At 64.5% G+C, this 26,956-nt stretch carries 21 protein-coding genes; 12 read left to right on the forward strand and 9 right to left on the reverse strand.

The window, feature by feature from the left end; translation table 11 throughout:
* Positions 1-984 carry a hypothetical protein gene (locus F8R15_RS09830; protein ID WP_172976188.1) on the reverse strand — a complete coding sequence of 328 codons (984 nt, stop codon included), beginning with the start codon at positions 982-984 and terminating at the stop codon, positions 1-3.
* A 234-nt stretch (positions 985-1,218) separates the two neighbouring features.
* Here F8R15_RS09830 and infC point away from each other — a divergent pair, with 234 nt between their 5' ends.
* From infC to F8R15_RS09855, 5 genes are all read left to right on the forward strand, one after another.
* Positions 1,219-1,761, forward strand: coding sequence for a translation initiation factor IF-3 (gene infC / locus F8R15_RS09835; protein WP_078540547.1), 543 nt, complete (start codon positions 1,219-1,221; stop codon positions 1,759-1,761).
* Positions 1,762-2,420: 659 nt separating this feature from the next.
* Positions 2,421-4,736 (forward strand): glycosyltransferase family 2 protein, encoded by a 2,316-nt coding sequence (locus tag F8R15_RS09840; RefSeq protein WP_152844446.1) that lies wholly within the window; start codon positions 2,421-2,423, stop codon positions 4,734-4,736.
* 65 nt (positions 4,737-4,801) lie between these two features.
* Complete coding sequence (locus F8R15_RS09845) at positions 4,802-5,467, forward strand: SDR family oxidoreductase (protein ID WP_152844447.1); 666 nt, start codon at positions 4,802-4,804, stop codon at positions 5,465-5,467.
* Between the two features lie 44 nt (positions 5,468-5,511).
* Positions 5,512-6,555, forward strand: a complete 1,044-nt coding sequence (locus F8R15_RS09850; protein WP_152844448.1) for a glycosyltransferase family 2 protein — start codon at positions 5,512-5,514, stop codon at positions 6,553-6,555.
* A 176-nt stretch (positions 6,556-6,731) separates the two neighbouring features.
* Positions 6,732-7,670, forward strand: coding sequence for a phosphoadenosine phosphosulfate reductase (locus F8R15_RS09855; protein ID WP_152844449.1), 939 nt, complete (start codon positions 6,732-6,734; stop codon positions 7,668-7,670).
* Between the two features lie 93 nt (positions 7,671-7,763).
* Here the strand turns inward: F8R15_RS09855 and F8R15_RS09860 are convergent, their stop codons facing one another.
* Positions 7,764-7,976: a DUF1127 domain-containing protein gene (locus F8R15_RS09860; protein WP_078540538.1), complete on the reverse strand. Its 213-nt coding sequence runs from the start codon at positions 7,974-7,976 to the stop codon at positions 7,764-7,766.
* 173 nt (positions 7,977-8,149) lie between these two features.
* On the opposite strand from F8R15_RS09860, the gene pyrC reads away from it, so the two are divergent.
* From pyrC to F8R15_RS09875, 3 genes are all read left to right on the forward strand, one after another.
* Complete coding sequence (pyrC, locus tag F8R15_RS09865; RefSeq protein WP_152844450.1) at positions 8,150-9,193, forward strand: dihydroorotase; 1,044 nt, start codon at positions 8,150-8,152, stop codon at positions 9,191-9,193.
* A 108-nt stretch (positions 9,194-9,301) separates the two neighbouring features.
* Complete coding sequence (locus tag F8R15_RS09870; protein ID WP_078550681.1) at positions 9,302-9,979, forward strand: orotate phosphoribosyltransferase; 678 nt, start codon at positions 9,302-9,304, stop codon at positions 9,977-9,979.
* A gap of 235 nt (positions 9,980-10,214) precedes the next feature.
* Positions 10,215-11,714, forward strand: a complete 1,500-nt coding sequence (locus F8R15_RS09875; protein ID WP_078540536.1) for a replicative DNA helicase — start codon at positions 10,215-10,217, stop codon at positions 11,712-11,714.
* A 152-nt stretch (positions 11,715-11,866) separates the two neighbouring features.
* On the opposite strand, the gene F8R15_RS09880 is transcribed toward F8R15_RS09875, so the two are convergent.
* The 3 genes from F8R15_RS09880 to F8R15_RS09890 all read right to left on the reverse strand — a co-directional run bounded on the left by F8R15_RS09880 (position 11,867) and on the right by F8R15_RS09890 (position 17,180).
* Positions 11,867-14,434, reverse strand: coding sequence for a penicillin-binding protein 1A (locus tag F8R15_RS09880; protein WP_078601227.1), 2,568 nt, complete (start codon positions 14,432-14,434; stop codon positions 11,867-11,869).
* A gap of 167 nt (positions 14,435-14,601) precedes the next feature.
* Positions 14,602-15,816, reverse strand: a complete 1,215-nt coding sequence (locus tag F8R15_RS09885) for an N-acetylmuramoyl-L-alanine amidase (RefSeq protein WP_253732507.1) — start codon at positions 15,814-15,816, stop codon at positions 14,602-14,604.
* Positions 15,817-16,040: 224 nt separating this feature from the next.
* On the reverse strand, positions 16,041-17,180 hold the full coding sequence (locus F8R15_RS09890; RefSeq protein WP_075775082.1) for a pyridoxal phosphate-dependent aminotransferase: 1,140 nt from the start codon (positions 17,178-17,180) through the stop codon (positions 16,041-16,043).
* A gap of 203 nt (positions 17,181-17,383) precedes the next feature.
* Here F8R15_RS09890 and F8R15_RS09895 point away from each other — a divergent pair, with 203 nt between their 5' ends.
* From F8R15_RS09895 to F8R15_RS09905, 3 genes are all read left to right on the forward strand, one after another.
* Positions 17,384-18,154: a DsbA family protein gene (locus tag F8R15_RS09895; RefSeq protein ID WP_152844452.1), complete on the forward strand. Its 771-nt coding sequence runs from the start codon at positions 17,384-17,386 to the stop codon at positions 18,152-18,154.
* A 184-nt stretch (positions 18,155-18,338) separates the two neighbouring features.
* Positions 18,339-18,635 carry a hypothetical protein gene (locus F8R15_RS09900; protein WP_078540530.1) on the forward strand — a complete coding sequence of 99 codons (297 nt, stop codon included), beginning with the start codon at positions 18,339-18,341 and terminating at the stop codon, positions 18,633-18,635.
* Positions 18,636-18,645: 10 nt separating this feature from the next.
* Entirely contained in the window at positions 18,646-20,391 is a 1,746-nt protein-coding gene (locus F8R15_RS09905) for a methyl-accepting chemotaxis protein (protein ID WP_172976200.1), read from the forward strand.
* A gap of 190 nt (positions 20,392-20,581) precedes the next feature.
* Here the strand turns inward: F8R15_RS09905 and F8R15_RS09910 are convergent, their stop codons facing one another.
* The 4 genes from F8R15_RS09910 to hemA all read right to left on the reverse strand — a co-directional run bounded on the left by F8R15_RS09910 (position 20,582) and on the right by hemA (position 25,251).
* A complete protein-coding gene (locus F8R15_RS09910; protein ID WP_152844454.1) occupies positions 20,582-21,280 on the reverse strand; it encodes a DUF1236 domain-containing protein in 699 nt (232 codons plus the stop codon).
* Between the two features lie 155 nt (positions 21,281-21,435).
* Positions 21,436-22,557 carry a flavodoxin-dependent (E)-4-hydroxy-3-methylbut-2-enyl-diphosphate synthase gene (gene ispG, locus F8R15_RS09915; protein ID WP_134332810.1) on the reverse strand — a complete coding sequence of 374 codons (1,122 nt, stop codon included), beginning with the start codon at positions 22,555-22,557 and terminating at the stop codon, positions 21,436-21,438.
* Positions 22,558-22,641: 84 nt separating this feature from the next.
* On the reverse strand, positions 22,642-23,913 hold the full coding sequence (locus tag F8R15_RS09920) for a helix-turn-helix domain-containing protein (protein ID WP_152844455.1): 1,272 nt from the start codon (positions 23,911-23,913) through the stop codon (positions 22,642-22,644).
* Positions 23,914-24,021: 108 nt separating this feature from the next.
* Positions 24,022-25,251 (reverse strand): 5-aminolevulinate synthase, encoded by a 1,230-nt coding sequence (gene hemA, locus F8R15_RS09925; RefSeq protein ID WP_152844456.1) that lies wholly within the window; start codon positions 25,249-25,251, stop codon positions 24,022-24,024.
* A 222-nt stretch (positions 25,252-25,473) separates the two neighbouring features.
* Here hemA and F8R15_RS09930 point away from each other — a divergent pair, with 222 nt between their 5' ends.
* The gene (locus tag F8R15_RS09930; RefSeq protein WP_152844457.1) at positions 25,474-26,850 is read left to right on the forward strand and encodes a dipeptidase; all 1,377 of its coding nucleotides are present in this window, start codon (positions 25,474-25,476) and stop codon (positions 26,848-26,850) included.
* Positions 26,851-26,956 lie beyond the last annotated feature (106 nt).

Below are 26,956 nucleotides of genomic sequence, written 5' to 3' on the forward strand. Positions count from 1 at the left end.
TCAGAAGCCCAGCGCCGCACGGATCTGATCGACCACACCTTCGACAAGTTGCGGATTGTCGCGTGCGCTCTGCACCGCAGTGCGCAATTGCGCCTTCGTCGCTTCGGGCAGCTCGGACGTGTCGACGATATCCATCACCCGGTCCGCGTCGAACCCTTCCACGGTCAGCGCCTTCGCCGCGCTCATCACGCCCTGCGCCGGCACCGGCTTCTGGGTGTCGCCACCGCTCGCAGTGCCTGCGGGGGCCGCCGACTGTGCGGCATTGGTCGCAGCGGCTGCGGCGTCGGCTGCGGCATTGGCGGCTTGGCTGGCGGCATCGGCTGCCGCTTTCGCCGCCGTGCTCGCGCCTTCGACCGCGCTATCGGTCGCCTCCTCTTGCGCGCCGCTGGCCGCCGAGGCAGCCGCATTCGCAGCTTTCGCGGCCGCTTCCGCCGCCGTCGTTGCAGCCTTCGCGGCATCGGTGGCAGCCGCGCTGGCCGTATCGCTTGAGGAATCCATCGTGGCTGTCGCGGCCTTGCTTGCAGCGGAGGCGGCGTCCTTGGCCGCATCGCTCGCGTCGCTCGCCGCCTGCTGCGCGGTTTCGGTCGCTTTCGAGACGGTGTCGGCAGCGCGTTGGGCGGCGTCGGAGGCGGCGCTTTGCGCCTGCTCGGCCCCGCTCTGCGCAGCCTCTTTCGCCGCATCGGCGGCATCCGCCGCCGCGTTCGAGCCCGCATCCATCGCGCCCGAGGCCTTTTCCTTCACGCTATCGGCCGCGTCGGACGCCGCCTGGCTCGCCTTGTCGGCGGCGGCTTTCACCGACTCGCCCGCAGACTTCACCGCATCGCTGGCCTTGTCCGCCATGCTCTTGTCGCCGGTCTCAGTGCCAGCCGCTGCGTTTGTCGTCGTATCGGTTGCGTCGGGCGAGTCTGTGATATCGGTATTGAGGATGATCAATCCGGCGGCCACCGCCAACACCACGATCGCCGCTGCCACAATCTTGTTCATCACGCTTTTTCCCTTGATTGTCTCTCTCTGCGGGCGCTATTCACCCCGGCTCGACCACTGGGCACAGCCACGCACACGGACCGCAATCGCGCCGCAAACGCCTTTGCCCTGCCCGGCAGGACACAACGCGTTTCCTCCCTGCCCGGTTCCCGTGCCTTTGCGGTTGAATACGGCGGCACTCGGGACTATCTTTTCCGCCCGAAATTACTCAATGGCTACAGAAGGATTCCCACCATAGCCCGCAGACCCCATAACGCCCCGCCGACCCGTGACACCGGCCCCCGAGTGAACGGCCGTATCCGCGCGAACGAGATTCGACTCATTGGCGCGGAAGGCGAGAATGTCGGCGTGGTTACCCCGCGCGAAGCGATGACCATGGCCGAAGAGGCCGGGCTCGATCTCGTCGAGATCTCGCCCAACGCCAATCCGCCCGTCTGCAAGATCATGGATTTCGGCAAGTTCAAATACGAACAGCAAAAGCGCGAAGCCGAAGCCCGCAAGAAGCAGAAGACGATCGAAATCAAGGAAGTCAAATTCCGCCCGGGCACCGATGTGCACGACTATGACGTCAAGATGCGCAACGTGGTGAAGTTCCTCGAGAACGGCGACAAGGTGAAGGTCACCCTGCGCTTCCGCGGTCGCGAAATGGCGCACCAGGATCTGGGTCTCGAGCTTCTCAACCGCGTCCGCACCGATGTGGGCGAGTTGGGCAAGGTCGAGAACATGCCCAAGCTCGAAGGCCGCCAGATGGTGATGATGATCGCGCCGGCGAAATAACCGCCCGAGCATCGCGAGATGGTTTGAACCCTCCCCTCATCGGGAGGGTTTTTTCATGGCCCGTCGCGGGTGGCTCGTGCATTTCGAGGGGAGGAAAAATTAAAGCGCCGCGGGAGGGAGACCCGCGGCGCATTTTGGGGAAAAGACGAGGGAGAACGTCTGTTCCTCTGGTCGGGTTCTGTGCGGTTTGGGCCGCGTCAGGGAGATCAAGAACCCGATGCACTTGTGATATGGGAGTATCCGTGTGCTGAACTTGACTTAGGTCAAAATTCATCCGGTTTGAACTGCGACAAACTGTTCCAATGGTCACGTTTCTGGCAGGGTCGGTGAGCCGCGTGTGAGGAAAACCTTACCAGAAGCCTGACGCCCCGCCTTCTGACCTGTCTTTTCGGGCTCTCAAAGCACACGGCGCGATCACGCGAGCGAGTCGCCCCGACCGAACCTTCAGTGCCTTTTTCTTTCCGTCCCATCCGGTCTTGCGCGCGCGCCTCCGCAATTGCCCCGGTTTCGCCATTCCCACCGCGCGAAATCGCCCCGTTCGGAGGCGAAATCGTGACCCGGACAGGTGCGGCCCGGAATCGGGTCGGCGGCGATTGCGCGCTCTTTATCGCGTCACCCCCTGCGTGCTAGTTGGAACGAGAGGCAGTTTCGAGATCGATATGGGCAAGCAACGAGTGATCCGGCGCAGGATGCAGGCGCAAACGGGCAAGCCCGCGCTGCTCGACGCGGTGGGCTGGACCGAGGAGACCGATCTCGGGCCCCGTCACCATCTGCGCGCCTTCTTCGCCGCGCCGTCTCAGGCCGAGGATCTCAGCTTCGATGCCGTTGCCGGGGCCGCGCATCTGGCCGAGGGCCGCAATGTCGCGGGCGCGGTGATGGCAATCTACGAGCCGACTGAGCCGGGCCCGATTCAGGCCGCGATGTCCGGGCCAGACGGGCCAAGCCTCCGCGAGATCACCCCGGCTAGCCCCGATTGGGAGATGTTCGAAGGCCGCAACTGCCTGTTCGGGCTGCGGCTGGAGGAAAGCGTCGAGACGGTGCTCGATTGGCTGAGCTGGCATCACGACCATCACGGCGCGACCGGCGCGGTGATCGTGAACCGCGCGCCCGTGGACAGCCCCGCAGGCACCGGTGAGAGTTTCGCCGATGCACTGGAGGCCGGCATGGCGCTGCGCGAGCTGGACCTGCCGGTCGCGATCTTGGAAAGCCCGCTGCCGCTGGGCAAGCTCGATCAGGGGCCGGAAAACCATGTCTTCCTCGCGCCCGACGCACCCGGCAAGGACCGGATGGAGCCGCCTGCCCCCGATCCGCAGCGCAGCCCTCTGGGTCAGGCACTGATCTTCGAGATCGCGAAATGGCGCTTCTTTGCGAAGGCGGCCTCGGTGCTGGTGCTCGACGTGACCGATCTGCTGGCCGCGCGCGAGCCGGGCCAGCCGTCGGCTTTCGAGGCCACGCAGGCTGCCGAGAACGGCGTGATCCTTCTGGTGGGCCGCCGCATCTACCCTTGGCGCGTGCGCAACGATCAGCCCGCGCGCTTCCCCGACCATATCTGTCGCCAGTTCGACGCCCGGCGCGGTATCGCGCGCTGGGGCTGCGCGCCGCAAAAGGCCGGGCTGGAGAATACATGGCGCCTGCTGCGGGTCAGCTATTGCCGCCCCGATCCGGGGCTGACCTACGGCTTCTGGCGCGCGATGGCGCTGCGGGTGCCGGGCACCTCGCCTGCGGAACTCGCGCCCAAGACCTCGCTGGTCGAGGATGAACGCCTGCTGCACCTGTCGCGCGACATTTGGGGGTTCAAGCCCGTGCGCCCGCCGGTCTCCAAGGTGAAGGACGCGCCCGCGCAGGCGGTCGAGGCAGGTCGCACCGCCATCGTCACCACGATGAAGAACGAAGGCCCCTTCATCCTCGAATGGATCGCCTATCACCGCGCGATCGGGGTGGATGATTTCCTCGTCTATACGAACGACTGCACCGACGGCACCGATACGATGCTCGATCTGCTGCAGGCCAAGGGCTACGTCCAACACCGCGAGAACCCGTTCCGCACCATGGTCGACATGAAGCCGCAGCACGCGGCGCTGGCGGCGGCGGAAAATGAGCCGGTGATCACCAAGGCGGGCTGGTCGATTTGCATGGATGTGGACGAGTTCATCAATGTGAAGATCGGCGACGGCACGCTGAAATCGCTCTACGAGGCGATGGGCGAGGCGAACATGATCGCGCTCACCTGGCGGCTCTTCGGCAATGCGGATGTCCACGCATTCGAGGACAGCTTCATCACCGGGCAATTCACCCGCTGCGCCCCCGAGATCGTGCGCAAACCGCATCAGGCCTGGGGCTTCAAGACACTGTTTCGCAATATCGCGCTCTACAAGAAACTGGGCGTCCACCGGCCCAAGGGGCTGAACCCGGATCTCTGGGATCAGGTGAACTGGCTCAACGGTTCGGGTCAGCCGATGCCGCGCGAGATGTTCCGCAATGGCTGGCGCTCGACGCTCGACACCTATGGCTATGACTGGGTGCAGCTTAACCATTACGCGGTGCGCTCGGCCGAGAGCTTCCTCGTGAAGCGCGACCGCGGCCGGGTGAACCATGTCGATCGCGATCAGGGGCTGAACTACTGGTTCCGGATGAACCATAACGCGGTCGAGGATCGCTCGATCCAGCGGATGCTGCCCGCCGCCCGCGCCGAGTTCGACCGCATGATGGCCGATCCCGAGATCGCCGCGGCCCACAATCACGCTGCCGCCTGCCACCGCGCCAAGATCGAGGAGCTGATGGCGCGCCCCGATCAGCGCGAGTTCTACGAGACCCTGACCTCAGAGCGGTTCGAGGCGCTCTCGCGGATGCTGCATGTCTTCGGCTCGGCCGTGTTCAACACCGGCCCGCATGTGATCCCCGACGACCTGCACGCCCGCGATCTGCCCCACGACTTCTTCTTCACCGTCGACGCCCCCGACGAGGCCACGCACTAAGCGCGGCGCCTTTACCCCTGCGCGTCCTGACCTAGCTCTCCAAGCAAAGGAAAGGATACGAGAACATGGCACGCATTTTCGTCATCGGCGCGACAGGCGGCGTCGGGCATCGGCTGGTCCCGCTTCTGATCGAGGCAGGACACGAGGTCACCGCGCTGCATCGCAAACCCGAGCAGGCCGACAGCCTCCGCGCGATGGGCGCGACGCCCGTGCAAGGCGACCTGATGGAACTGACCGCAGGCGATTTCGAACCGATGTTCGAGGGCCATGACGCGGTTGTCTTCTCGGCGGGGGCTGCGGGCTCCGGCCTCGAGCGCACCACCCGGATCGACGGCGAGGCGCCGCTCGACGTGATCGCCGCGATGAACCGGATGAGCGTGCCTCGGCTTTACCTCGTTTCGGTCTTCCCCGATGCCGGGCGCGGCAAGGAGATCAAGCCGGGGTTCGAGCATTACATGCTGGCGAAGAAGACGGCCGATGCCGCCGTGGTCGCGAGCGGGCTCGACTATGTCATCCTGCGCCCCGGCACCTTGATGGATGAGGACGGCGACGGGCGCGTGGCGCTGGCCCATGCGCTCGATTACGGCTCGGTCGCGCGTGGCCATGTCGCGGCTGTGCTGGCGGCCCTGATCGACGCACCCGAGATCAGCCACGAAATTCTGGAGCTGACCGACGGCACCGAGGAAATCGCGGCAAGCGTGGCCGCCCTGCCGCGCCACGTCGCCGTGTGATCCCAGACACTTGCGGGCGCGCGCGGCCTCACTACAGTGGCGAAATGCGTGCGCTCGCGATCACATCCGTCAAGAATGAAGGCCCGTTTCTGCTGGAATGGCTGGCCCATCACCGCGCCATCGGCTTCACGGATTTCCTCGTCTTTTCCAATGACTGCGACGACGGCACCGATGCGATGCTGGATCGGCTGCAGGAGATCGGCTGGCTGACCCATGTGCCCAATCCCGGCCCGTGGAAGCAAGGCCCGCAGTGGGCGGCGCTGAAACAGGCCGATGCGCATCCGCTGGTGGCTCAGGCCGACTGGATCGCGGTGATCGACGTTGACGAGTTCGTCACCATAAAAACCGGCGACGGCACGCTTGGCGCGCTGATCGAGGCCGTCCCGCAGGCGACCGCTTTCGCGATGACATGGCGGCTGTTCGGCAATTGCCGCGTGGTCGGCTTCGAGGATCGCCCCGTCACGCAACAGTTCCCCCGCTGCGCGCCGCCGGACATGCTCTGGCCGTGGCGCGCGTCGATGTTCAAGACGCTGTTTGCCAATACCGGCGCCTATGCCAAGCTCGGCGTCCACCGCCCCCGCGCGCCACAGGACGACAAGCTGGCGGGCACGCTCTGGGTCGACGGATCGGGGCGCAAACTGCCACCGCAGTATCAGCGCCAGAAGCTGTTCACCCCGCCCGGCAGCGCGCCTTACGATCTTGTGCAGCTCAACCATTATCCGCTGGGGTCGATGGAGGGCTACCTCGTGAAATGCGACCGTGGCCGGTCGAACCGACAGGCCGGGGCCTTCGACATGTCCTACTGGGTGGAGCGGAATTTCTCGGACGTGGAGGACGATTCGATCCGTCGCCACGATGCGGGCACGCAGGCGCGCCTCGCCGAGCTGACCGCCGATTCTGACCTGCCCGACCTGCACAATAAGGCGGTTATGTGGCGCAAAGCGAAGGCCCGCGCGCTTCTGCGCGAGGAGCCGTATCGCGCGCTTTTTGGCAGGCTTCTTCTCTGTCCGCCAAGCCGCCCGCTCTCACCGCAGGCTGCTAAACTCATGGTCCGCCTCGCAAAAGCGGCAATTACCGAGAACCCGTGAACAAACGCAGCCAACTAGGCCAATTGTTGCCCATTAAGAAATGTGGCGACAGATTCCTCGCTTGGCTCCTATTTGTGCCCCTTTCTTGCGGTGATACGTTGGTTGAGCAGAACTGGCGGTGTCCCGCCCGCGCCCGCAGCAAGCGACGCGCGCACGAAAGCTGAAAAGAGGCGAAGGTGAACAAGGCAGACACGGACTGGCGTGCACGGCTGGAAAAGATCGCGGACCAGACCGGCTATTACGAGCCGCTCGGCGCCGATCATGAAGTGCTGTTCCACGACGACTCGCCCGTCCTGATCGTCAGCTTCGAGACCCGCGCACAGATCGAGGCCGATCGCGAAGAAGCCCTGCCCTTCGGCTACAAGATCGCCCGCGATGAGGGCTGGTCCGCACTCAGCGTGATCGCTTCGGACGAGAGCTGGTTTCGCGATCCCGCCATCTATGCCTATTTCGACCGTCTCGTCGACGAGGCCTTCTTCGAAGATTTCGACCGTGTGGTGTTCTACGGCGCGGGCCCCGGCGGCTACGCGGCGGCGGCCTTCTCGGTCGCGGCGCCCGGCGCCACGGTGATCGCGCTCGCCCCGCAGGCGACGCTCGACCCGACACTCGCGGGCTGGGATGACCGTTTCCCGCAGACCCGCCGCATGTCCTTTACCGACCGCTACGGCTTCGCGCCTGAAATGCTCGACGGCGTAGAGCGGGGCTTCGTCTTCTATGACCCGTTCGAGCGGCTCGACGCGATGCACGCAGCGCTGTTCGCGCGGCCTTGCGTGACGCTGATGCCGTGCCGGCATGTCGGCCCGGACCCGGCGGCGGGGCTGCTCGATATGGATATTCTCGACGAGGTTCTGATCGCTGCGGGCGCGGGCAAGCTGACCCCGTCCCTGTTCTGGACCTTCTTCCGCGCCCGGCGGCTCTCGAAACGCTACGTGATCCGGCTGGTCGACCACCTGCGCCGAGCGCGCCGCCCGGTGCTGGAGGCGATCCTGTGCCGCGCGGTCGGGACCAGCCAGAACCGTCCGAAATTCCGCAACCGCTATGAGGCGCTCGCTCAGAAGCTCGCCGAGCAGGGGGTCGAGTTGCCGGAGCCACAAGAACGGGCTGGCGCGGCCTGAGCCCCGATAAAGAGACTGAAACGTAAAAAGGGCGCGCCCCGGCTGGGGCACGCCCTTTTTCAATGCGAGGCGTTTGGGCGCCCCGGACCGCGATCAGATGTAGAAGCGGTCGCGGAACACGTGGCGCACGATGCCGTCGCGGGTCAGACCCATATCGGCCAGCTCGGCGTCGCTTTTCGCGTCGAGCGCACGGATCTGCTCTTGGCGCGACTGGCGCTCCATATAGGCGACGAGGCCTTGCGTGATTGCGTGGCCCATACGGGCAAAGATCGATTGTTCGCCATGGGCGGTGGTAACGAATGCCATTGGAAACCTCCTGAGGTTCAGCGTTCAGGTCGTTTTCTCCCTTGGCACTGAATTTAGGTCAGCCTTGCTGCCAGTGGTACCGCCATCTCCGCATCCCCGCCATGCAATTGCTGCAGCGCGGCATGCGCACTCCCTCTGGATTTGCACGCAGCCTCGGGCTAAGGACTTTTTTCATGAGCACGATCACCCTGCCCCGCCCCGATGACTGGCACCTGCATCTGCGCGATGGCGCGATGCTGGAAGGTGTCGCCCCCGAAACCGCCCGCGATTTTGCCCGCGCGATCATCATGCCGAACCTCGTGCCCCCCGTGGTGCGCGGTGACGATGCCGCCGCCTATCGCGAGCGCATCCTGAAGGCGCTGCCGGAAGGGAGCGATTTCGAGCCGCTGATGACGCTCTACCTGACCGAGAAGACCGATCCGCAGGATGTGGCGCAGGCCGCAGCCTCCGGTCTGGTCAAGGCGGTGAAGCTCTATCCTGCCGGCGCCACGACGAACTCGGACTCGGGCGTGCGCGATTTCGACAAGGTGCGCGGCGTGCTGGAGACGATGGCCGAGATCGGCCTGCCGCTTTGCGTGCATGGCGAAGTGACCCGCCCCGAGGTCGACATCTTCGACCGCGAGGCCGTCTTCATCGAGACCGTTCTGGACCCGATCCGGCGCAAGACCCCCGGCCTGCGCGTGGTGATGGAACATATCACCACGAAAGACGGCGTGGATTACGTCGCCGCACAGGGAGACGATATGGGCGGGACGATCACCACCCATCACCTGATCATCAACCGCAACCATATCCTCGTGGGCGGCATCAAACCGCATTACTACTGCCTGCCGGTGGCCAAGCGCGAAACGCATCGGTTGGCGCTGGTCGAGGCCGCGACCTCGGGCGGCAACACGCATTTCTTCCTCGGCACCGACTCTGCGCCGCATGTGGACGCCGCAAAGGAAACCGCCTGCGGCTGCGCGGGCTGCTTCACCGCGACCCATACAATGCCGCTTCTGGCGCATGTGTTCGAAGCCGAGGGCGCGCTCGACAAGCTCGAAGGGTTTGCCTCGCGCAACGGCCCCGCCTTCTACCGCCTGCCGGTCAACGAGGGCACGCTGACGCTCGAGAAGACCGACCAGCCCAACACTTGGCCCGCCAAGATCGAGACCGGCGCGGGCCCCGTCACCCTCTTCGATCCGGGTTTCCCGGTCCATTGGCATGTAAAACGCTGATTTCCAACTGCTCGAAATATCCCCGCCGGAGGCTCCCGGGCCAGCCGACGGACGCTCCGCGGGGGATATTTAGACCAAGCCGAAACCAGCCTTGATAAGGACGAGATGATGATCCCCAGCTCCTTCCCCAGCAAAGAAGAAATCGCCCGCCTGACCGCGCGGATGCTTCTGGAAATCGAAGCGGTGCATTTCAACGCCGACGAGCCCTTCACGCTCGCCTCCGGCCTGCCCTCGCCGACCTATATCGATTGCCGCAAGCTGATTTCCTTCCCGCGCATCCGCTCGACCCTGATGGATTTCCTCGCCGTCACCGTGATGCGCGAGGCGGGCTTCGAGGCCTTCGACAATATCGCGGGCGGCGAGACGGCGGGCATTCCCTTCGCCGCGATGGTGGCCGAGCGTCTGGCCCTGCCGATGACCTATGTGCGCAAGAAGCCCAAAGGTTACGGGCGCAACGCCCGCATCGAGGGCGCGATGACCGAAGGCCAGCGCGTGCTGCTGGTCGAGGATCTGACCACCGATGGCGGCTCGAAGCTGAGCTTCGTCGACGCGATCCGCGACACCGGCGCGAGCTGCGGCCATACAGCGGTGATCTTCTACTACGGGATCTTCCCCGAGACCGTGCCGAACCTGCGCGAGCATGGCGTCGAGCTGCATCACCTGTGCACCTGGTGGGACGTGCTGGCCGAGGCGCGCGCACAGGGCAGCTTCTCGAAGGAAACGCTCGACGAGGTCGAGGCCTTCCTGAGCGATCCGCGCCCGTGGCAGGACGCGCGCAAGGGCTGAAACAGCCCGGAGATTCCTGTGGATGATCCTGTGGATGCTCTGGGGAGCGTTTTAGCTCCGAATCTCGCGCTTCGAAAATAATCGCGAGATGTGGTAGGCTCCCTACGGGCAAACACCATAAATTCCGAAAACTCCGCTGAAACAGCGGGGTTTTCCCCAATCTTATCCAGATTCCCTTTTCCCCCGACTGCGGCTAGAAGACCGCGCAGAGGGACGGGGACACCGAGGCAGGTACATGAACGATCAGGCACAACGACCCGATGAGGGACAGCCCGGAAATTTGCCCGCAGAGGGCACCGCACTGCCCCATAATATCGAAGCGGAACAGCAGCTTCTGGGCGCGATCCTCACCAATAACGACATCTTCGACCGGATCGCCTCCGTCATCAAACCGGAGCATTTCTACGAGCCGGTGCACCAGCGCATCTACGAAGTCGCGGCGGCGAAGATCCAGAAGAACGCGCTCGCTTCGCCGGTGACGCTGAAAGCCTATCTCGAAGACGACGCGGGCCTTCAGGAACTGGGCGGGCCAGCCTATCTGGCGCGTCTGGCGGGGGCGGCGATCTCGGCCTATGCGGCGCGCGACTATGCGCTGATGATCTACGAGATGGCGGTGCGCCGTGGACTGATCGAGCTGGGTCAGGACATCTCGTCGCGCGCGGGCAAGCCGCAGATCGACGACGACCCGAAAGAGCAGATCGCCTCCGCCGAGCAGCGGCTCTACACGCTCGCCGAAGAAGGTCAGGCGCAGAAGGGCTGGACCTCGTTCCTGTCGGCGGTGACCGAGGCCGTGCAATCGGCCAACGCCGCCTATCAGCGCGACGGGGGGCTCGCCGGCGTCTCGACCGGGCTTGTCGATCTCGACAAGAAGCTCGGCGGCTTCCACCCGTCGGATTTGCTGATCCTCGCAGGGCGTCCCTCGATGGGGAAAACTTCGCTTGCGACCAACATCGCCTTCAATATCGGCAAAGCTTACAAGAAGGGCATGCGCCATGACGGGGTCGAGGGCGCGATCGAAGGCGGCGTGGTCGGGTTCTTCTCGCTCGAGATGAGCGCCGAACAGCTGGCCGCGCGTATTCTCTCGGAAGCGTCGGAAGTGCCCTCGGAGCGCATCCGTCGTGGCGACATGACCGAAAGCGAATTCCGCCGCTTCGTCGAAGCCGCGAAGGCGCTGGAAAAATGCCCGCTCTATATCGACGACACGCCCGCCCTGCCGATCGGTCAGGTCGCCGCGCGGTGCCGTCGTCTCAAGCGGACACATGGGCTCGACGTGGTGATCGTTGACTACCTGCAGCTGCTGCGCGGCTCGGGTCGCGGCGATAACCGCGTGCAGGAGATCGGCGAGATCTCGATGGGTCTGAAGGCCATCGCGAAGGAATTGAACATCCCCGTGGTCGCGCTGTCGCAGCTGTCGCGGACGGTGGAAAGCCGCGAGGACAAGCGCCCGCAGCTCTCCGACCTTCGGGAATCGGGCTCGATCGAACAGGATGCCGACGTGGTGATGTTCGTCTATCGCGACGAATATTATCACGAGCGTCTCAAGCCACCGGAAGACGATCCGAAATTCGCCGAATGGATGCAGAAGGCCGAGCGCGTGCATGGCAAGGCCGAGGTGATCCTGGGCAAGCAGCGTCACGGGCCGATCGGCACGGTGGAATTGGCCTTCGAGAGCCAGTTCACGCGCTTTTCGGATCTGGCCAAGCCGTGGCAGGGCGACGGCAACGAAGGGTTCTGAGCAGGGCTTGGGGGCGCGGCCCCCGCCCCTTAAGGGATATTTGGGCAAGCCCGAACCGCCAGAGCTCTGGCACGTATAATCGAGCAGAAACGGAAAAAGGGGGGCTCGCGCCCCCCTTTTTTAGTGTCTGTCGGTTGTGACGCGCGGCGCGCTCAGTAGAGGCCGCCTGCCGAGAGCGAGCCGAAATCGGCCTTCTTCTTCGGAATGACTTTCTGCTGGCCGGTCGAGGTGGTGACCGTGGTGGAGCCCGCATCGTCACGCTCGCCCTGCGCAAACAGCGGCAGGTTCGAGCCCATCGCGAAGCCGCCATCAACGACCAGCGAGCCGAGGCCCGACATGTCCTGACCGGGGCGCAGATATTCAGCCTGCACGAATTCGCCGGTGGCGGAGTCCGACAGACGCTCGCCGGTATAGCGGTTGAACTTCGCCCAGGTGCCGCCCGGCGGAACCTTGAACTTCGAGCCGCCGAATTCCTTGATCGCCTCGCGCATGAACTCGTTGAACACGGGCACACAAAGCGTGCCGCCATAGGCGTGACGGCCCAGCGAGCGCGGGTTGTCGTAGCCCATGTAGCACGAGGCCACGATGTTCGAGCTGAAGCCGGTGAACCACACGTCCTTCGCGTCGTTGGTGGTGCCGGTCTTGCCCGCGATCGGAACAGGCAGATCGACGCCATAGCCGGAGCCGCGCTTCACCACGCCCTCCATCAGCGAGATCATCTGATAGGCGGTGATCGGGTCGATGATCTGGTCGCGGTGGCTGACGATCTTCGGCCCCTGCCCCTCGGGCAGGTTCGGATCCTCGCAATTGGCGCAGCTGCGCTGATCGTGGCGGTAGATCGTGCGGCCATAGCGGTCCTGCACGCGGTCGACCAGCGTCGGCTCCACCCGCTCGCCGCCATTGGCGAACATCGCATAGGCCGAGATCAGGCGGAACATCGTCGTTTCCTGCGCGCCGAGCGCATTGGCGAGGAACTGACGCATATGGTCGTAGACGCCGAATTTCTCGGCATAGGCCGCGACCGTCTCCATGCCGATTTCCTGTGCGATCCGGATCGTCATCAGGTTCCGCGAATGCTCGAGCCCGGTGCGCATCGGCGTCGGGCCGTAATATTTGTTCGACGCGTTCTTCGGGCGCCACATGCCTTGGGGCGTGTTGATCTCGATCGGCGCGTCGACCACGATCGTCTCGGGCGAGAAGCCGGAATCCAGCGCCGCCGCATAGACGAAGGGTTTGAAGTTCGAGCCCGGCTGGCGCATCGCCTGCGTGGCGCGGTTATAGACCGAGGACTGATACGAGAAGCCGCCCTGCATCGCCAGCACGCGGCCGGTATTCACGTCCATCGCCATGAAGGCGCCTTCGACCTTCGGCACCTGGCGCAGCGTCCAGCGGATGAAGGAGCCGTCGCTATCCTTCGTCATCGCGCGGACCTCGACGACGTCGCCGGTCTCCAGCAGGTCCTGCGCCTGTTTCGCGCGCGGACCGAGCTTGCCGTCATCCTTCAGCTTGCGCGCCCAGGTCACATCCTCGGGCGGGATCCAGTGGCCGTCTTTGTCTTCCTCGATGCCTTCGATGCCGATGCGAGCCGAGCCGCCCTCGAAGCCCAGCACCACGGCCGGGTGCCAGCCGTCGATGTCGCGCGGGGCTTTCGCGGTCGAGACATCGGAGAGCGCGGCGCGCCAATCGGCTTCCTTGCCCAGCTTGTCCTCGGCGATCTTCGCCCCGGTGCCGCGCCAGACGCCCTGCTCGCGGTCGTATTTCTCCAGCGCATGTTGCAGCGCCTTCGTCGCATGGGACTGCAGATCGGGGTTCACGGTCGCGCGGATCGTCAGGCCGCCGCCGAAGAATTCCTCTTCGCCGAAGCTTTTCGAAAGCTGGCGGCGGATTTCGTCGGTGAAGTAATCCCGCGGCGGAAGCTGCGCGCGGAACGGCGCGTAATCGCCGTTCTGAACAGATTTCAGCGGCTTGTTCTGCTCCGCCTCCATCGTCGCCTTGTCGATCCGGCCATCCTCGTACATCCGGCGCAGCACGTAGTTGCGGCGCTCCACCGCGGTCTTGTAGTCGCGCACGGGATGCAGATCGGCGGGCTTCTTCGGCAGTGCCGCGAGATAGGCGGCCTCGCCCACCGTCAGATCGGCGAGCGGCTTGTTGAAATAGGTCTGCGCGGCAGCAGCGACCCCATAGGAGTTCTGGCCGAGATAGATCTCGTTGAGATAGAGCTCGAGAATACGGTCCTTGCTCAGTACATGCTCGATGCGCGAGGACAGGATCAGTTCCTTGATCTTGCGCTCCACCGAGCGGTCTGCAGAGAGAAGCAGGTTCTTCGTCACCTGCTGGGTGATCGTCGAGGCGCCGCGCACGTCGCGCCCGCCCGACTTCACGGCCGTAAACATCGCCGCGGCGATCCCGCGCGGGTCGAAACCGGGGTGGATGTAGAAATTCTTGTCTTCGGCCGAGACGAACGCGCCCTTTACCCGGTCGGGAATGTCGCGGATCGGCACGAAGAGGCGGCGCTGCTCGGCGAATTCGTCGATCAGACGACCGTCGCCGTTATAGATGCGCGAAATGGTCTTCGGGCGGTATTGCGCAAGCTGGTCATAGCTCGGCAGATCGCGCGAATAGATCCAGAAGATCGCCCCGATGGTGAGCGCGGCAAAGAACAGCCCGGTCACAACCCAGGAAAACACGCCGCCGATCGAGCCGAGAATGAAACGGATCACAGATACACCCCTTGCCTCGGGGCAGATCACCCCATCGCGCCAGCCTATACATCGCGCCTTCGTGACGGTCAAAGTAATGTGCGCTCACGCTTCCGAGAAGACTCCGGATGGTCACAATCCCGCTCAATGGGCGGATGACCGCGCGTCAGACCGGGAACAAAACGCGATTATTGGCGCAAAAGCTTCGCTTCCGCCGCATCGCCCTGCGCCCATGTCTCGACGCCCTTCGTGATCGCCTCGGCCATTCGTGCGCGCCAATCGGGATCCTTGAGCCGCGCGCGATCGGCGGGAGACGATAGGAAGCCCAGCTCCACGAGAACCGAAGGGATATCGGGCGATTTCAGCACCGAGAAATTCGCGCCCTGCACCGGGCGTTTGTGCATATGCAGCCCCGCGCCCTTGATCGCGCCCGCCAGCACCTGCGACAGCCGGACCGAGCGCGGCTGCGTATCGCGCCGTGCCAGATCGACGAGGATATGGGTGATCGCATCGCCCTGCCCCTTCAGATCGACCCCTGCAAGGATATCGTCGCGGTCGTGGCGCTGCACGAGCTTGCGGGTCGCCTCGGTTTCGGCGTGATCGGCGAGCCGATAGATGGTGGAGCCCGTCGCCTTTCCCTCGGCGATGGAATCGGCATGAAGCGAGATGAAGATATCCGCGCCCGACGCCCGCGCCACGGTCACGCGGGTTTCGAGCGGCACGAACACGTCCTGATCGCGGGTCATCACCACCTCCATCCCCGCCCGACGCATCGCATCGCGCAGCTGCCGTGCGAAGCCCAGCACAATATCGGCCTCATGCGCGCCACCATCCTCCGCCCCCGGATCGATGCCGCCATGGCCGGGATCGAGCACCACTTTCAGCGGCCGCGACCCATCCTGACGGCGATGCGGCGCGACGGTCGGCGCGGGTTGCGGCAGATCCCACAGCGCGGAATCGGCGGCCCCCTTGCGCGGGGTGAACTTCGCCGCCGGCACCTGCGCCAGCGTCAGCGCGATCTCGGGGTCGCCCTTGGTGCGTTCCTCCGAGGTGACGAGGCGCATCGGATGGGCAAGCTCGGCCACCAGCCGCGACCAGCCGGGCCGAAACTTGCCCCAGCGCAGCCCTTTGATCGCATCGCTGCCCTTGAGCAGATTTTCGGGTGGGTTGGCCCCGAAATTCACCTCGCGGAAATCGATGACGAGCCGGTAGGGATCGGCCAGCAGAAAGGCGCGATACGGCACGGGCTGACTGATCCCGAGCGTGATCGCGACCTTATCGCCGTTTTGCGCGATCTGGCTGCGCTCGGGCGCATATTGCGCCAGGGCAGACAGGTCCTGCGCCCGCGCAGGCAGAGCCAGCGCGAGAGACATCGCGAGAAGTAGAATGAACCGCCCGATCATACGCGCCCCGTTTTTATGCGCTTTCGTTTTGCGGGCACTATAGCGGCCGGGGTCGCGCGGAGCAAAGGGCGAATGGGCCCCTTTGGCTCGAGGCGACCAGCCCCAGCGGCGCGTGGCGATGTCACCTCAAGCACGACCGACTTACGGGCTTACGAGATAAACCGCCCAGCCACCGAAGGTGCGACGCGCCCACCCAAGGATCGGGCGCGTCCCTCATCGCGACCTCAGCGGTTCTCCATGAAGCTCCGCAGCCGCTTGATCCCCTCGGCGACTCGCTCGGGGCTTTGCGCATAGGAAAAACGGATCGTCTGCGCGCCGCGATGGGGGTCGAAATCCATCCCCGGCGTGACCGCCACCCCGACGCTCTCGAGGATTTCCGCGGCGAAAGCGGCGCTATCCTCAGTTAGCTCCGACACGTCAGCATAGAGGTAGAACGCCCCGTCAGGCGGCGCGATCCGGGTGAAGCCCATCTTCGGCAGCTCTTCGAGCAGCATCTGCCGGCTCTGCCCGTAGCGCGCGACGTTCTCGGCCATCTCGTCGAGGCTCTCCAGCGCGCCCAAGGCCGCAACCTGGCTCGCATGGGGGGCGCAGATGAACATATGCTGGGCGAGGCGTTCGACCGTGCGCAGATGGCTTTCCGGCACCACCATCCAGCCCACGCGCCAGCCCGTCATCGAGAAGTATTTCGAGAAGGAGTTGATCACGAAGACGTCGTCGCTGATCTCCAGCGCCGAGACCGCACGGCCCTCATATTGCAGCCCATGATAGATCTCGTCCGAGATGAAGGCGATGTCGCGGGCCTGACAATGCTCGATCAGCGCCTGCAGCTCCGGCTTGCCCAGCATCGTGCCCGACGGGTTGCCCGGCGAAGCCACGATCAGCCCGGCCAGATCGTCCGGGATTTCCTCGGGCGTCGGCTGGTAGCGGTTCTGCGCCTCAGTCGGAATGCCCACCGGCTCGATCGAAAGCGCCTTGAGGATCTGGCGGTAGCTCGGATAACCCGGCTCGCCCAGCCCCACCTTGTCGCCCACATCGAACAGCGCCGTGAAGGCCAGTTGGAACGCCCCGGACGAGCCCGACGTGATGACCACGCGCGCGGGATCCAGATCGATGTCGTACCAACGCTTGTAGAGCTTCGCGATCCCCTCGCGCAGATAGGGCAGCCCCAGCGCCACCGTGTAGCCCATCGGCTGGCTCTCCAGCGCCTCGGCCAGACGGCGCTTGGCGGCTTTCGGCGCGGAGGTACCCGGCTGGCCCACTTCCATATGCACGATGTCGCGGCCCGCAGCCTCCGCCTCTGCCGCCATGCGCAGCACATCCATCGCGATGAACGGTTCCACCTGCCCGCGTTTCGACTGCCGCATCCGCCTTCTCCTTGCCGCTTGAGATTTCGCCCAAGGGGTTAGGCCGAAGCCACCCGAGCGTCAATGCGGCGTCACTGCACACATCTGCCGCCGCGCGCCTCGCGATGAAGCCGCGTCCTGCGCGCTAACGCCCTCTTGATCCCGCGCGCCCGAGCGGTCAGGTTGCTTGCGAACCAACAGGACCCGATCCAAAGGATACGCCCATGCTCCGCACGCTTCTGGCCGCGACCGCCTTCGCCGCGCTCGCCACGGCCGCCCCGCTCACCCCGGCAGCCGCGCAGAATTTCGACTTCGCCAATATGTCCGACAGCCAGAAATCCGCCTTCGGCGACGCCGTGCGCGAGTATCTGATGGCCAATCCGCAGGTTCTGGTCGAGGCGATCAACGAGCTGGAAGCCAAGCAGCAAGCCCAGCAAGCCGATAACGACAAGCAGCTGATCAAGACCAATGCGAAGGATATCTTCGAGGACGGTTACAGCTGGGTCGGCGGCAATCCCGATGGCGACATCACCGTCGTCGAGTTCATGGATTACAAATGCACCTACTGCAAAAAAGCCTATGACGAGGTCTCGGACCTGATCTCGAAAGACGGCAATATCCGCTTCATCGTCAAGGAGTTCCCGATCCTCGGCCAGCAATCGGAACTGGCGGCGCGCTTCGCGGTCGCGACGAAGCAAATCGACGGCGACGACGCCTATGCGAAGATGCACGACACACTGATGAAGGCGCGTGGCAATCTCACCGTCGAAAGCCTGAGCCAGATCGCCAAGGATCAGGGCCTCGATCCCGCTCCGATCCTCAAGCAGATGAACGATGACAAGGTGACCGAGGTGCTGCGTCAGAACTACCAGCTGGCACAGCGCATGGCGATTTCGGGCACCCCGGCCTTCGTGATCGGCGGGCAGCTGCTGCGCGGCTACGCGCCGGAAGCAGCAATGGCGAAAATGGTCGCCGAAGAGCGCAACGCCGAGTGATCCGCACCTGAAGAACGCCGCACAAGGCCTTCTTCGGATTGAGAATTGCAAGATTACAAGCGCCGTCCGTGTCCATCGCGATCCGGGCGGCGTTTTCATGTCGTTTACCGTGAGAGTCCAAAGTTTTCACGTCTTAGGGGGCCGTTAATGGATCGGGCGTAGCCTGCCCTCGAAAAGGACTGTGATGCGACTCGAATTGCTGCTTATGACCCTCTCGGTGCTCTGCGCGCCGATCGCCGCCCTCGGCATGCTGCCAGAGGACCGACCGGGGCTTTACCTCGTCGTGGTCCCGCCCTGGCGCGCCGCCGATCAGGTGATCGCCGCCGCAGGGGCGCACCCCGTGGGGCCGGTGCGCGCGCCCTTGGGGGAATTCGCGGCAGCAGATGCGCCGGGCACGCTCGCCCGGCTGCGGGCGGCCGGCGCATGGGTCGTTCTCGACGCCAAGAAAATGGCCTGGCTCTGCGGGGCGGCCGAGATTTGAGGGACCTCTGATGACTGACGGGAACACCGCTGGGCCGACCACTGTGCAAGCGCCACAAAAAGACGCGCATATGCGCCAGGTGCGGAAATTGCTGGCCTTCGGGACAGTCGCCATGGCCGCCATCGTCACGGCAACCGCCTATCTGGTGGGCACGGCTTTCCTCGTGGCCAGCGTGACCGCCTCGGTCTTCGCCTCCGCCGCTCTACTCGGGTGGCGGATGCGCGACCGGCGGCGCGGCAACACCATCCTCGCGCAAGGGGTGATCGGTCAAGCCGTGGCCCTCACCGCCGCGCTCTCCGGGCATCCGTGGCAAATCGATGCGCACCTTTCGTTTTTCGCGCTGATGGCGGTTTTGATCGTGCTGGTCGACAACCGCGCGATCTTTTTCGCCGCGGCGACCATCGTGGTGCACCACCTCGCGCTCTCCGTCCTTATGCCCAGCCTGATCTATCCCAGCGCGGATATCTGGGAAAATGTCTCGCGCTCGCTTTTCCACGGCGCGACCGTCGCCATCGAAACGGCGGTGCTCGTCTATGCCGTGCTCAACCGCCGCCGCATGGAAAGCTCGATGGAAGAGCGTATGGCAGAGGCGATCGACGCCACCGCCCAAGCCGACGAAGCCCGTCGCCAAGCGGAGGGAGAGACCACGCGCGCCCAGCAGATGCAGGACGCCGCGAGCGAGGCCGCCCAAAAGGCAGAGGCGCTGCGCGTCGATGCGGAACGCAACGCGCGCGAGGTCGAAGAAGCGACCCGCCTCGCCCGCTTGGCCGAAGAAGATCTCGCCCAGGAACGTGCCGAAACCACAGCGCGCCAGACTCGCGTCGTCGAAGCACTCGAAATCGCGCTGCAGCAACTCTCGCGCAAGGACCTCAAGGCCCGGCTTGGCGAGGTGGATGCGGATTACGCGGGGCTCGCCCTCAATTTCAACACGGCGATTGAACAACTCGAAGGCGCCATCGCCCTCGTTACCGGCCACAGCGTCGACATCCGCCAACAGATCGGCGAGATCAGCGCCGCCTCCGCCTCCCTCTCGACCCGGGCCGAGAAGCAATCGGGCACCCTTGCCGACGCAGCCGCCTCGCTCAACGAATTGACCTCCTCGGTGCAATCGGGCGCGAAAATGGCAGCCGAGGCCGCGAGTGCCGCCAGCAATGCGGAAACCGTCGCCAAGGAAAGTGCCGCGGTGGTCAGCGAGTCGATCCGCGCGATGAACGAAATCGAAACCAGTTCGAAACAGATCGAGCGCATCACCTCGGTGATCGACGATATCGCCTTCCAGACCAACCTCCTTGCGCTCAACGCCGGTGTGGAAGCCGCCCGCGCAGGTGAGGCCGGTCGCGGCTTCGCCGTCGTCGCCTCTGAAGTGCGCGACCTCGCGCAGCGCTCCTCCGCCTCCGCAAAAGAGATCACCGCACTGATCGAAGCCTCGGGCCAACAGGTCAGCACCGGCGTCGAACTCGTCAGCAAGACCGTCGCCTCGCTCGAAGGCATCGTGAAATCGGTCGAAGAGATTTCGCAGCGCGTCGCCCAGATGGCGCGCTCCTCCGAGGAGCAATCCCGCACCCTCGCGGCGATCAACGGCTCGGTCGAACAGCTCGACCACGCCACCCGCCAGAATGTCGCGATGTTTGAAGAAACCACCGCTGCAAGCAAAATGCTCGATGACCTCGCCGAGGCGCTCCGCGAAGCCGTGACGCAATTCTCGACCTCCCCCGCTGTGATGGAGGACCGAGAAGCGCTTCCGCGGGCGAGCTGACGACTACCCCGGCTCAATAGCCGGAGCGCTCGACCGCGGCGAGGGCCATGCCGCTCGCCGAGGCCCGCGACGCGGCAAGTCGATCGCGTTGGGCTGCGAACCGGATAGGACTGCGTGCAAAATGTTTGCCGCGATAAAAAAGCCGGCGCGGTGAGGCGCCGGCTTTCTTGGTGGTATTTGTCATCGAGCCTTACGAGGCGGGCACGACGTAGACGATCGTACGGCTATCAGGGTTCACGAAGACCGTGTTGTCGTTGATGTTGCCATAGGCATAGGTGCTGTCCGGCACCGGCGTCAGCGTCACCATGTCCGGAATGACCTTGCCGGTCGCGACTTCCCCGTCGAGATAGACCGGCGCGACGGGATGCTTCTCGACCCAGGTGATCGTGGTGGGTTCGGGCTTGGCCGCAGCGCCGACACCGGCGGAACCGATCAGCGCGCCGAGCACGGCGCCCACGGGACCACCCACGGCCGCACCGGCTGCGCCACCAGCAGCAGCACCGGTCAGGGCCGCGGCACCCTGACCATCCTTGCTAGCGTTGTCGCCCGGGACCTGGATCTGGTTCACGGTGACCGATTGCGGGCCGGTCGACAAAAGCGCCATCTGGCCGTCGACCATCACACCCAGCTGACCTGCGGGCGCATAGCCATTCATACCATCGAAAGTCACCTGACAAATCGTGCCATCAGGCAGACAGCCTTCCACCGGAACGATGGTGCCGTCGGAGACCGTCGCGATCGTTTTCGACGAGGCCTCGATCCCGGCATGGATATCGAACTCACCTTGGGCGGTGGCCATCAGCGGCGGGCTGGTCTCGGCAAAAGCGGTACCGGCGATCATGGTGGTGCTGGCGGCAGCAGCGAGGATAGTTGCGAACTTGCGGGTCATTGGAATTACCTCCTTCATTACCCTGACCGCCACGAGGGACGGCCTCTCTCCGTTGTGGGGAGGGAAATGTGGAGGGGCGCCAATTCGTTCCCCCGGAACCCTATCACGGCAGCGTGATATGGGCCGATTTCGGGGGCGCTGCGGCACTTTTCCGCTTATTCGGCGGCGGCTTTCTCCGCTTCGATCTCAGCCGATTTTTTCTCAACCAATTCAACTATATGGTCGATCATATCCGCGTTGGACTGCTTGTGATCCTGCTTGCCGGCCATGTAAACCATGCCCGATCCGGCACCACCGCCGGTAAAGCCGATATCGGTCATCAGCGCCTCGCCGGGACCGTTCACGACGCAGCCGATGATCGACAGCGAGATGGGCGTCTTGATGTGTTCGAGCCGTTCTTCCAGCTCCGCCACGGTCGCAATCACGTCGAAGCCCTGACGCGCGCAGGATGGACAGGAGATGATCTGCACGCCGCGGGTCCGAAGCCCGAGCGATTTCAGGATCTCGAAACCGACCTTCACCTCTTCGACCGGATCGGCCGAGAGCGAGACGCGCAGCGTGTCGCCAATGCCCATCCACAGGAGGTTGCCCAGACCGATCGCGGATTTCACCGTGCCGGAGGTCAGCCCCCCTGCCTCGGTGATACCAAGGTGGATCGGCGCGTCGGTCGCCTCGGCGATGCCCTGATAGGCAGCGGCGGCGAGGAACACGTCCGACGCCTTCACCGAAATCTTGTATTCGCGGAAATCGTGATCCTCGAGAATGCGGATATGGTCCATCGCGCTCTCGACCATCGCCTCGGGGCACGGCTCGCCGTATTTCTCCAGCAGGTGCCGCTCGAGCGAGCCCGCGTTCACGCCGATCCGGATCGAACAACCGTGATCCTTAGCGGCGCGCACGACCTCGGCCACGCGCTTCTCATCGCCGATATTGCCGGGGTTGATGCGCAGGCAAGCCGCCCCCGCCTCCGCCGCCTCGATCGCGCGTTTGTAGTGGAAATGGATATCCGCCACGATCGGCACCGGGCTCTCGCGGCAAATCTCGCGCAGGGCGCGGGTGCTGGACTCGTCCGGGGTCGAGACGCGCACGATATCCGCGCCGACATCGGCCGCGCGGATCACCTGATCGAGCGTCGCGCGCACGTCCGAGCTGTCGGTATTGGTCATCGTCTGCACCGAGATCGGCGCATCACCCCCGACGGGGACATTGCCGACCATGATCTGGCGAGACTTGCGGCGGTAGATATTGCGCCACGGGCGGACCGGGTTGAGAGACATGCAAACGCTCCTTCGAGACCTCGGCTCCTGATACGCCAAGGCCCGCTGCGGTGCAACGGGCCGGGGCGGATCGTGATCTGCGGTTTATTGCTGGTCGTCTTGGGCCGGCGCGGCGGCATCGCCCGCATCGGCCACGGCGATCATCTTCGCGAGGTCCTTGTCCTGCGCGAGATTGGCGACCGGATAGTCCTCGTCCAGAGCGGCCGAAGACAGCTTGATGTTCTTCGTGACCTGACCGCGCTTGCCGACCGGGCCATGCGTCACGCCGTTGACCGCGAAATAGATCGCGCCGGATTCACCCGTGCGCATCGTCGGCGGCTCTTCGAGCTTGGGCAGCACGTAACGCTCGCCCGCATCCATGACCTTCTCGAACAGCGTCGCACCATCGGCGGATTTGATCCGCACCCAGGACGGGCGCACAGCCAGCACGACGACATCGGGCTGATCCGCTCCCAGCGCCTTGGCGACCGCGGATTGGATATTGTTCTCGGGCCCCGCCGCCGAGGCGAGCTGCGTGCCCTGCGGCGTGTTCGGGGACGTGTTGGACTGCGCCAGACCGATGAGATTGGGCGTCAGGCCCGGTGCGGCCGCGCCCACGCCCTGCCCGGCCAGCGCGCCGGTCGCATTGGGGTCGATCGAAGCGATGGGCCCGTCGCGCGAGACCAGAACCGGCGCGTCGAGGGCCGCCGGACGGTAGATGCGCGCGGAGCGCTCGGGTTGGTTGACCTCGGGCAGCGTGTCGTCGGCCTGCGCCATCTCGGGCCCGTCCTTGACCGAGTCGAGCGGGTCGAGATCGGCCATCACACCGGGGGCCTGATCCACGGGCGTCAGCTGCACGCGCTGCACTTCCTGCAGAACGGTCCAGCCGCCATAGCCGATACCGCCGCCGATCAGCGCCAGAACGAAAAGCGCACCGACGGCGCGCGGCTCGATCTTGGTCCAGAGCGATTCCTTGCGCGGAATGAACGCGGGATTGGCGAGCGCCTCGGCCATATCCTTCGGGTCGCGCTGCGGTTTCGGGCCGGAGGCGGCCTCGGACATGCCGTGGGCGGGCGAATAGCCAGCCTCGTTGCAGAAGCGCTGGAACGACCATTCCGGGTCGAGGCCGAGATAGCGCGCGTAGGAACGCACATAGCCCGCGATGAAGGAGGGCGTATCGAAAGCCTCCACGTCGCAGGCTTCGATAGCGGCGATATAGGCTGCTTTGATCCGGAGTTCACGCTGGACATCAAGGAGTGATTTGGCGAGCGTCGCCCGCTCGCCGCGCATCACATCGCCAAGACGAAGTTCGAAATCGTCGAACCCTTTAGGTTTGACTTCGTCCCCCGTCGAAGGTTTAGCCCTTCGCCCGATCATGCTGCCTGTCCCTGCCGTTTTCCCGCCTGCGTCGATTCGGAGCCAATAGCCCCTTCGATTAACAATGGCTTATCACAAGCAAGCGAGCCGCGCACGCGCCTATGTGGCTTACGCGCTGGCTTCGGCGCGATTTAGCTCACAGCGCGCCCAAAGCGCGTCCATGCCCTTGACCAGACCGTCAATCATACCGGTGTCGTGCACCGGCGAGGGCGTGAAGCGCAGACGCTCGGTGCCGCGCGGCACGGTCGGGAAGTTGATCGGCTGGACATAGACCCCGAACTCGTCGAGCAGCATGTCCGACAAGGCCTTGGTATGTTTGGGATCTCCGATGATCACGGGCACGATATGCGAACCGTGGTCGATGATCGGCATGCCCATGCCCTTCAGGCGCATCTTGAGAATCTTCGCGTGCAGCTGCTGCTTGTCGCGCAGCTCCTGACCGCCCTCGCCTTTCAGGAAGGCGATCGACGCGGCAGCGCCAGCCGCAACCGCCGGCGGGATCGAGGTGGTGAAGATGAAGCCCGGCGCATAGGAGCGCACCGCGTCCACCATCTTGGCCGAAGCCGCGATATAGCCGCCGAACACGCCGAAGGCCTTGCCCAGCGTGCCGTTGAAGATGTCGATCCGGTCCATCTCGCACAGCTTCTCGGCGATACCGGCGCCGCGCGGGCCATACATGCCGACTGCGTGCACTTCGTCGAGATAGGTCATCGCGCCGAATTCCTCGGCCAGATCGCAGATCTCGGAGATCGGGCCGAAATCGCCATCCATCGAATAGACCGACTCGAAAGCGATCAGCTTCGGCGCAGCCGGATCGTCAGCGGCCAGCAATTCGCGCAGATGGGCCACGTCATTGTGGCGGAAGATGCGCTTGGCGCCGCCATTGCGGCGGATGCCTTCGATCATCGAGGCGTGGTTCAGCTCGTCGGAATAGATGATGAGGCCGGGGAACAGCTTGGGCAGCGTGCTCAGCGTCGCGTCATTCGCGATATAGGCCGAGGAGAAGACCAGCGCGGCCTCTTTCCCGTGCAGATCGGCGATCTCGTGCTCCAGCCGCTTGTGATAGACCGTCGTGCCCGAGATGTTGCGCGTGCCGCCCGAGCCTGCGCCGGTGGCGTCCAGCGCCTCGTGCATCGCGGCCAGCACAACCGGATGCTGACCCATGCCCAGATAATCGTTGCCGCACCAGATGGTGATGTCCTGCTTCGACCCGTCCGGCTTGGTCCAGACGGCGTGGGGGAAATTACCCTTCTCGCGCTCGATATCGATGAAGACGCGATAGCGGCCTTCCTCGTGCAGCTTGTCAATCGCCTGATCGAGTGCGCGGTCGTAATCCATCTCGTGCTTCCCTTGCATGACTGTTCGCTGGGTCTGCCCTACCGGGCACCACAAAGCGCGACATTGATAAATGTCAAATTCCTCTCCCTGAAGCGCAAAAATGTCGCAAATAGTCATGAAAAGCAAACATTCAGTTTTCGCAATTTGTCGCGCCCTTGCGTCACCCCCTCTGGACAGTCCCGCGCGCAGCCCTAGGCTGAGGCCAAAATAAAGGAGGCCAGCATGGCACTGAACGAGGTTCTCACCGAAATCGATAGCGGCCTTGACGCCGCGATGGACCGTCTTTTCGAGCTGCTGAAAATCCGCTCGATCTCGACCGATCCGGCCTATCGCGAAGAGACCCACGAAGCTGCGGAATGGCTCGTCAAGGAATTGAAATCGCTGGGCTTCGACGCCGAACTGCGTCCGACCACGGGCCACCCGATGGTGGTTGCGCATTCCAAGGGCGAGGGCCCGCGCCTGCTGTTCTACGGCCACTATGACGTGCAGCCGGTGGACCCGCTGGAGCTGTGGAATACGCCCCCCTTCGAGCCGCAGATCGAGGACACCGAGAACGGTCGCGTCATCCGCGGTCGCGGCGCGTCCGACGACAAGGGTCAGCTGATGACCTTCATCGAGGCCTGCCGCGCCTATAAGGCCGTGAACGGCGAGCTTCCTGGCAATCTTGTGATCTTTCTTGAAGGCGAGGAAGAATCGGGCTCGCCCTCGCTGGTGCCCTTCCTCGAGAACAATCGCGAAGAACTGACCTCAGATCTGGCGCTGATCTGCGACACCTCGATGGTCTCGCCCGGCGTGCCCTCGATCGCAGGCTCCTTGCGCGGGATGCTGAAAGAGGAATTCACCCTCCACGGCCCGCGCATCGACCTGCATTCGGGCCATTACGGCGGCCCCGCCCTGAACCCGATGCGCGAGATTTCCAAGATCATCGCGAGCTTCCATGACGATCAGGGTCGCGTCGCGGTCGAAGGCTTCTACGAGGGCGTCCACGAAGTTCCGGCCGAGCAGTTGGAGGCGTGGAAGACCTGCGGCTTCGACGAGAAGGAATACCTTCAGCACGCGGGCATGACCGTGCCGCATGGCGAGGAAGGCTATTCGGCGCTGGAGCAGCAATGGGCACGCCCGACGCTGGAGATCAACGGTCTCTGGGGCGGCTACCAAGGCGCGGGCTCGAAGACCGTGATCCCGGCCGAGGCGCATTGCAAGATCACCTGCCGTCTCGTGGGCGACATGGACCCCGCCCACGTCCGCAAGGCGCTCCGCGCCCATGTCGAGGCACGCCTGCCCGTCGATGCGCGCATCACCTGGGACGGCGATCTCGATGGCGCGCCGGCCTCCGTGATGGACACGTCGCGTCCCGAATTCGAAGCCGCGCGTCAGGCGCTGAGCGACGAATGGAACCGTGAGGCAGTGATCGTCGGCATGGGCGGCTCCATCCCGATCGGCTATTACTTCAAGTCGATCCTCGGCATGGACGCGATGCTGATCGGCTTCGCCAACGATGACGACGCGATCCACTCGCCGAACGAGAAATACGACGTGAAAAGCTTCCACAAGGGCATCCGCTCCTGGGCGCGCATCCTCGACCGGATCGCGAAATAAGCACGCGGCCGGGGGCTTCGCGGCCCTCGGCAGACGCGATTAACGCAGAAGGCTGCCGGAGCTTGGCCCGGCAGCCTTTTCATTTGTCATCGGGGTGCAGTCATTC

It is taken from the genome of Thioclava sp. JE_KL1 (assembly GCF_009296265.1).
Lineage (GTDB): Bacteria > Pseudomonadota > Alphaproteobacteria > Rhodobacterales > Rhodobacteraceae > Thioclava.

Excerpts from the sequence above, each read along its gene's own strand:
- F8R15_RS09870 (WP_078550681.1), top strand. The coding sequence starts at position 9,302 with ATGATCCCCAGCTCCTTCCCCAGCAAAGAAGAAATCGCCCGCCTGACC.
- F8R15_RS09875 (WP_078540536.1), top strand. The coding sequence starts at position 10,215 with ATGAACGATCAGGCACAACGACCCGATGAGGGACAGCCCGGAAATTTG.
- F8R15_RS09850 (WP_152844448.1), top strand. The coding sequence starts at position 5,512 with ATGCGTGCGCTCGCGATCACATCCGTCAAGAATGAAGGCCCGTTTCTG.
- F8R15_RS09885 (WP_253732507.1), bottom strand. The coding sequence starts at position 15,816 with ATGATCGGGCGGTTCATTCTACTTCTCGCGATGTCTCTCGCGCTGGCT.
- F8R15_RS09905 (WP_172976200.1), top strand. The coding sequence starts at position 18,646 with ATGACTGACGGGAACACCGCTGGGCCGACCACTGTGCAAGCGCCACAA.
- F8R15_RS09860 (WP_078540538.1), bottom strand. The coding sequence starts at position 7,976 with ATGGCATTCGTTACCACCGCCCATGGCGAACAATCGATCTTTGCCCGT.
- pyrC (WP_152844450.1), top strand. The coding sequence starts at position 8,150 with ATGAGCACGATCACCCTGCCCCGCCCCGATGACTGGCACCTGCATCTG.
- ispG (WP_134332810.1), bottom strand. The coding sequence starts at position 22,557 with ATGTCTCTCAACCCGGTCCGCCCGTGGCGCAATATCTACCGCCGCAAG.
- F8R15_RS09840 (WP_152844446.1), top strand. The coding sequence starts at position 2,421 with ATGGGCAAGCAACGAGTGATCCGGCGCAGGATGCAGGCGCAAACGGGC.
- F8R15_RS09895 (WP_152844452.1), top strand. The coding sequence starts at position 17,384 with ATGCTCCGCACGCTTCTGGCCGCGACCGCCTTCGCCGCGCTCGCCACG.
- F8R15_RS09845 (WP_152844447.1), top strand. The coding sequence starts at position 4,802 with ATGGCACGCATTTTCGTCATCGGCGCGACAGGCGGCGTCGGGCATCGG.
- F8R15_RS09910 (WP_152844454.1), bottom strand. The coding sequence starts at position 21,280 with ATGACCCGCAAGTTCGCAACTATCCTCGCTGCTGCCGCCAGCACCACC.
- F8R15_RS09920 (WP_152844455.1), bottom strand. The coding sequence starts at position 23,913 with ATGATCGGGCGAAGGGCTAAACCTTCGACGGGGGACGAAGTCAAACCT.
- hemA (WP_152844456.1), bottom strand. The coding sequence starts at position 25,251 with ATGGATTACGACCGCGCACTCGATCAGGCGATTGACAAGCTGCACGAG.
- F8R15_RS09830 (WP_172976188.1), bottom strand. The coding sequence starts at position 984 with ATGAACAAGATTGTGGCAGCGGCGATCGTGGTGTTGGCGGTGGCCGCC.
- F8R15_RS09900 (WP_078540530.1), top strand. The coding sequence starts at position 18,339 with ATGCGACTCGAATTGCTGCTTATGACCCTCTCGGTGCTCTGCGCGCCG.
- F8R15_RS09890 (WP_075775082.1), bottom strand. The coding sequence starts at position 17,180 with ATGCGGCAGTCGAAACGCGGGCAGGTGGAACCGTTCATCGCGATGGAT.
- F8R15_RS09930 (WP_152844457.1), top strand. The coding sequence starts at position 25,474 with ATGGCACTGAACGAGGTTCTCACCGAAATCGATAGCGGCCTTGACGCC.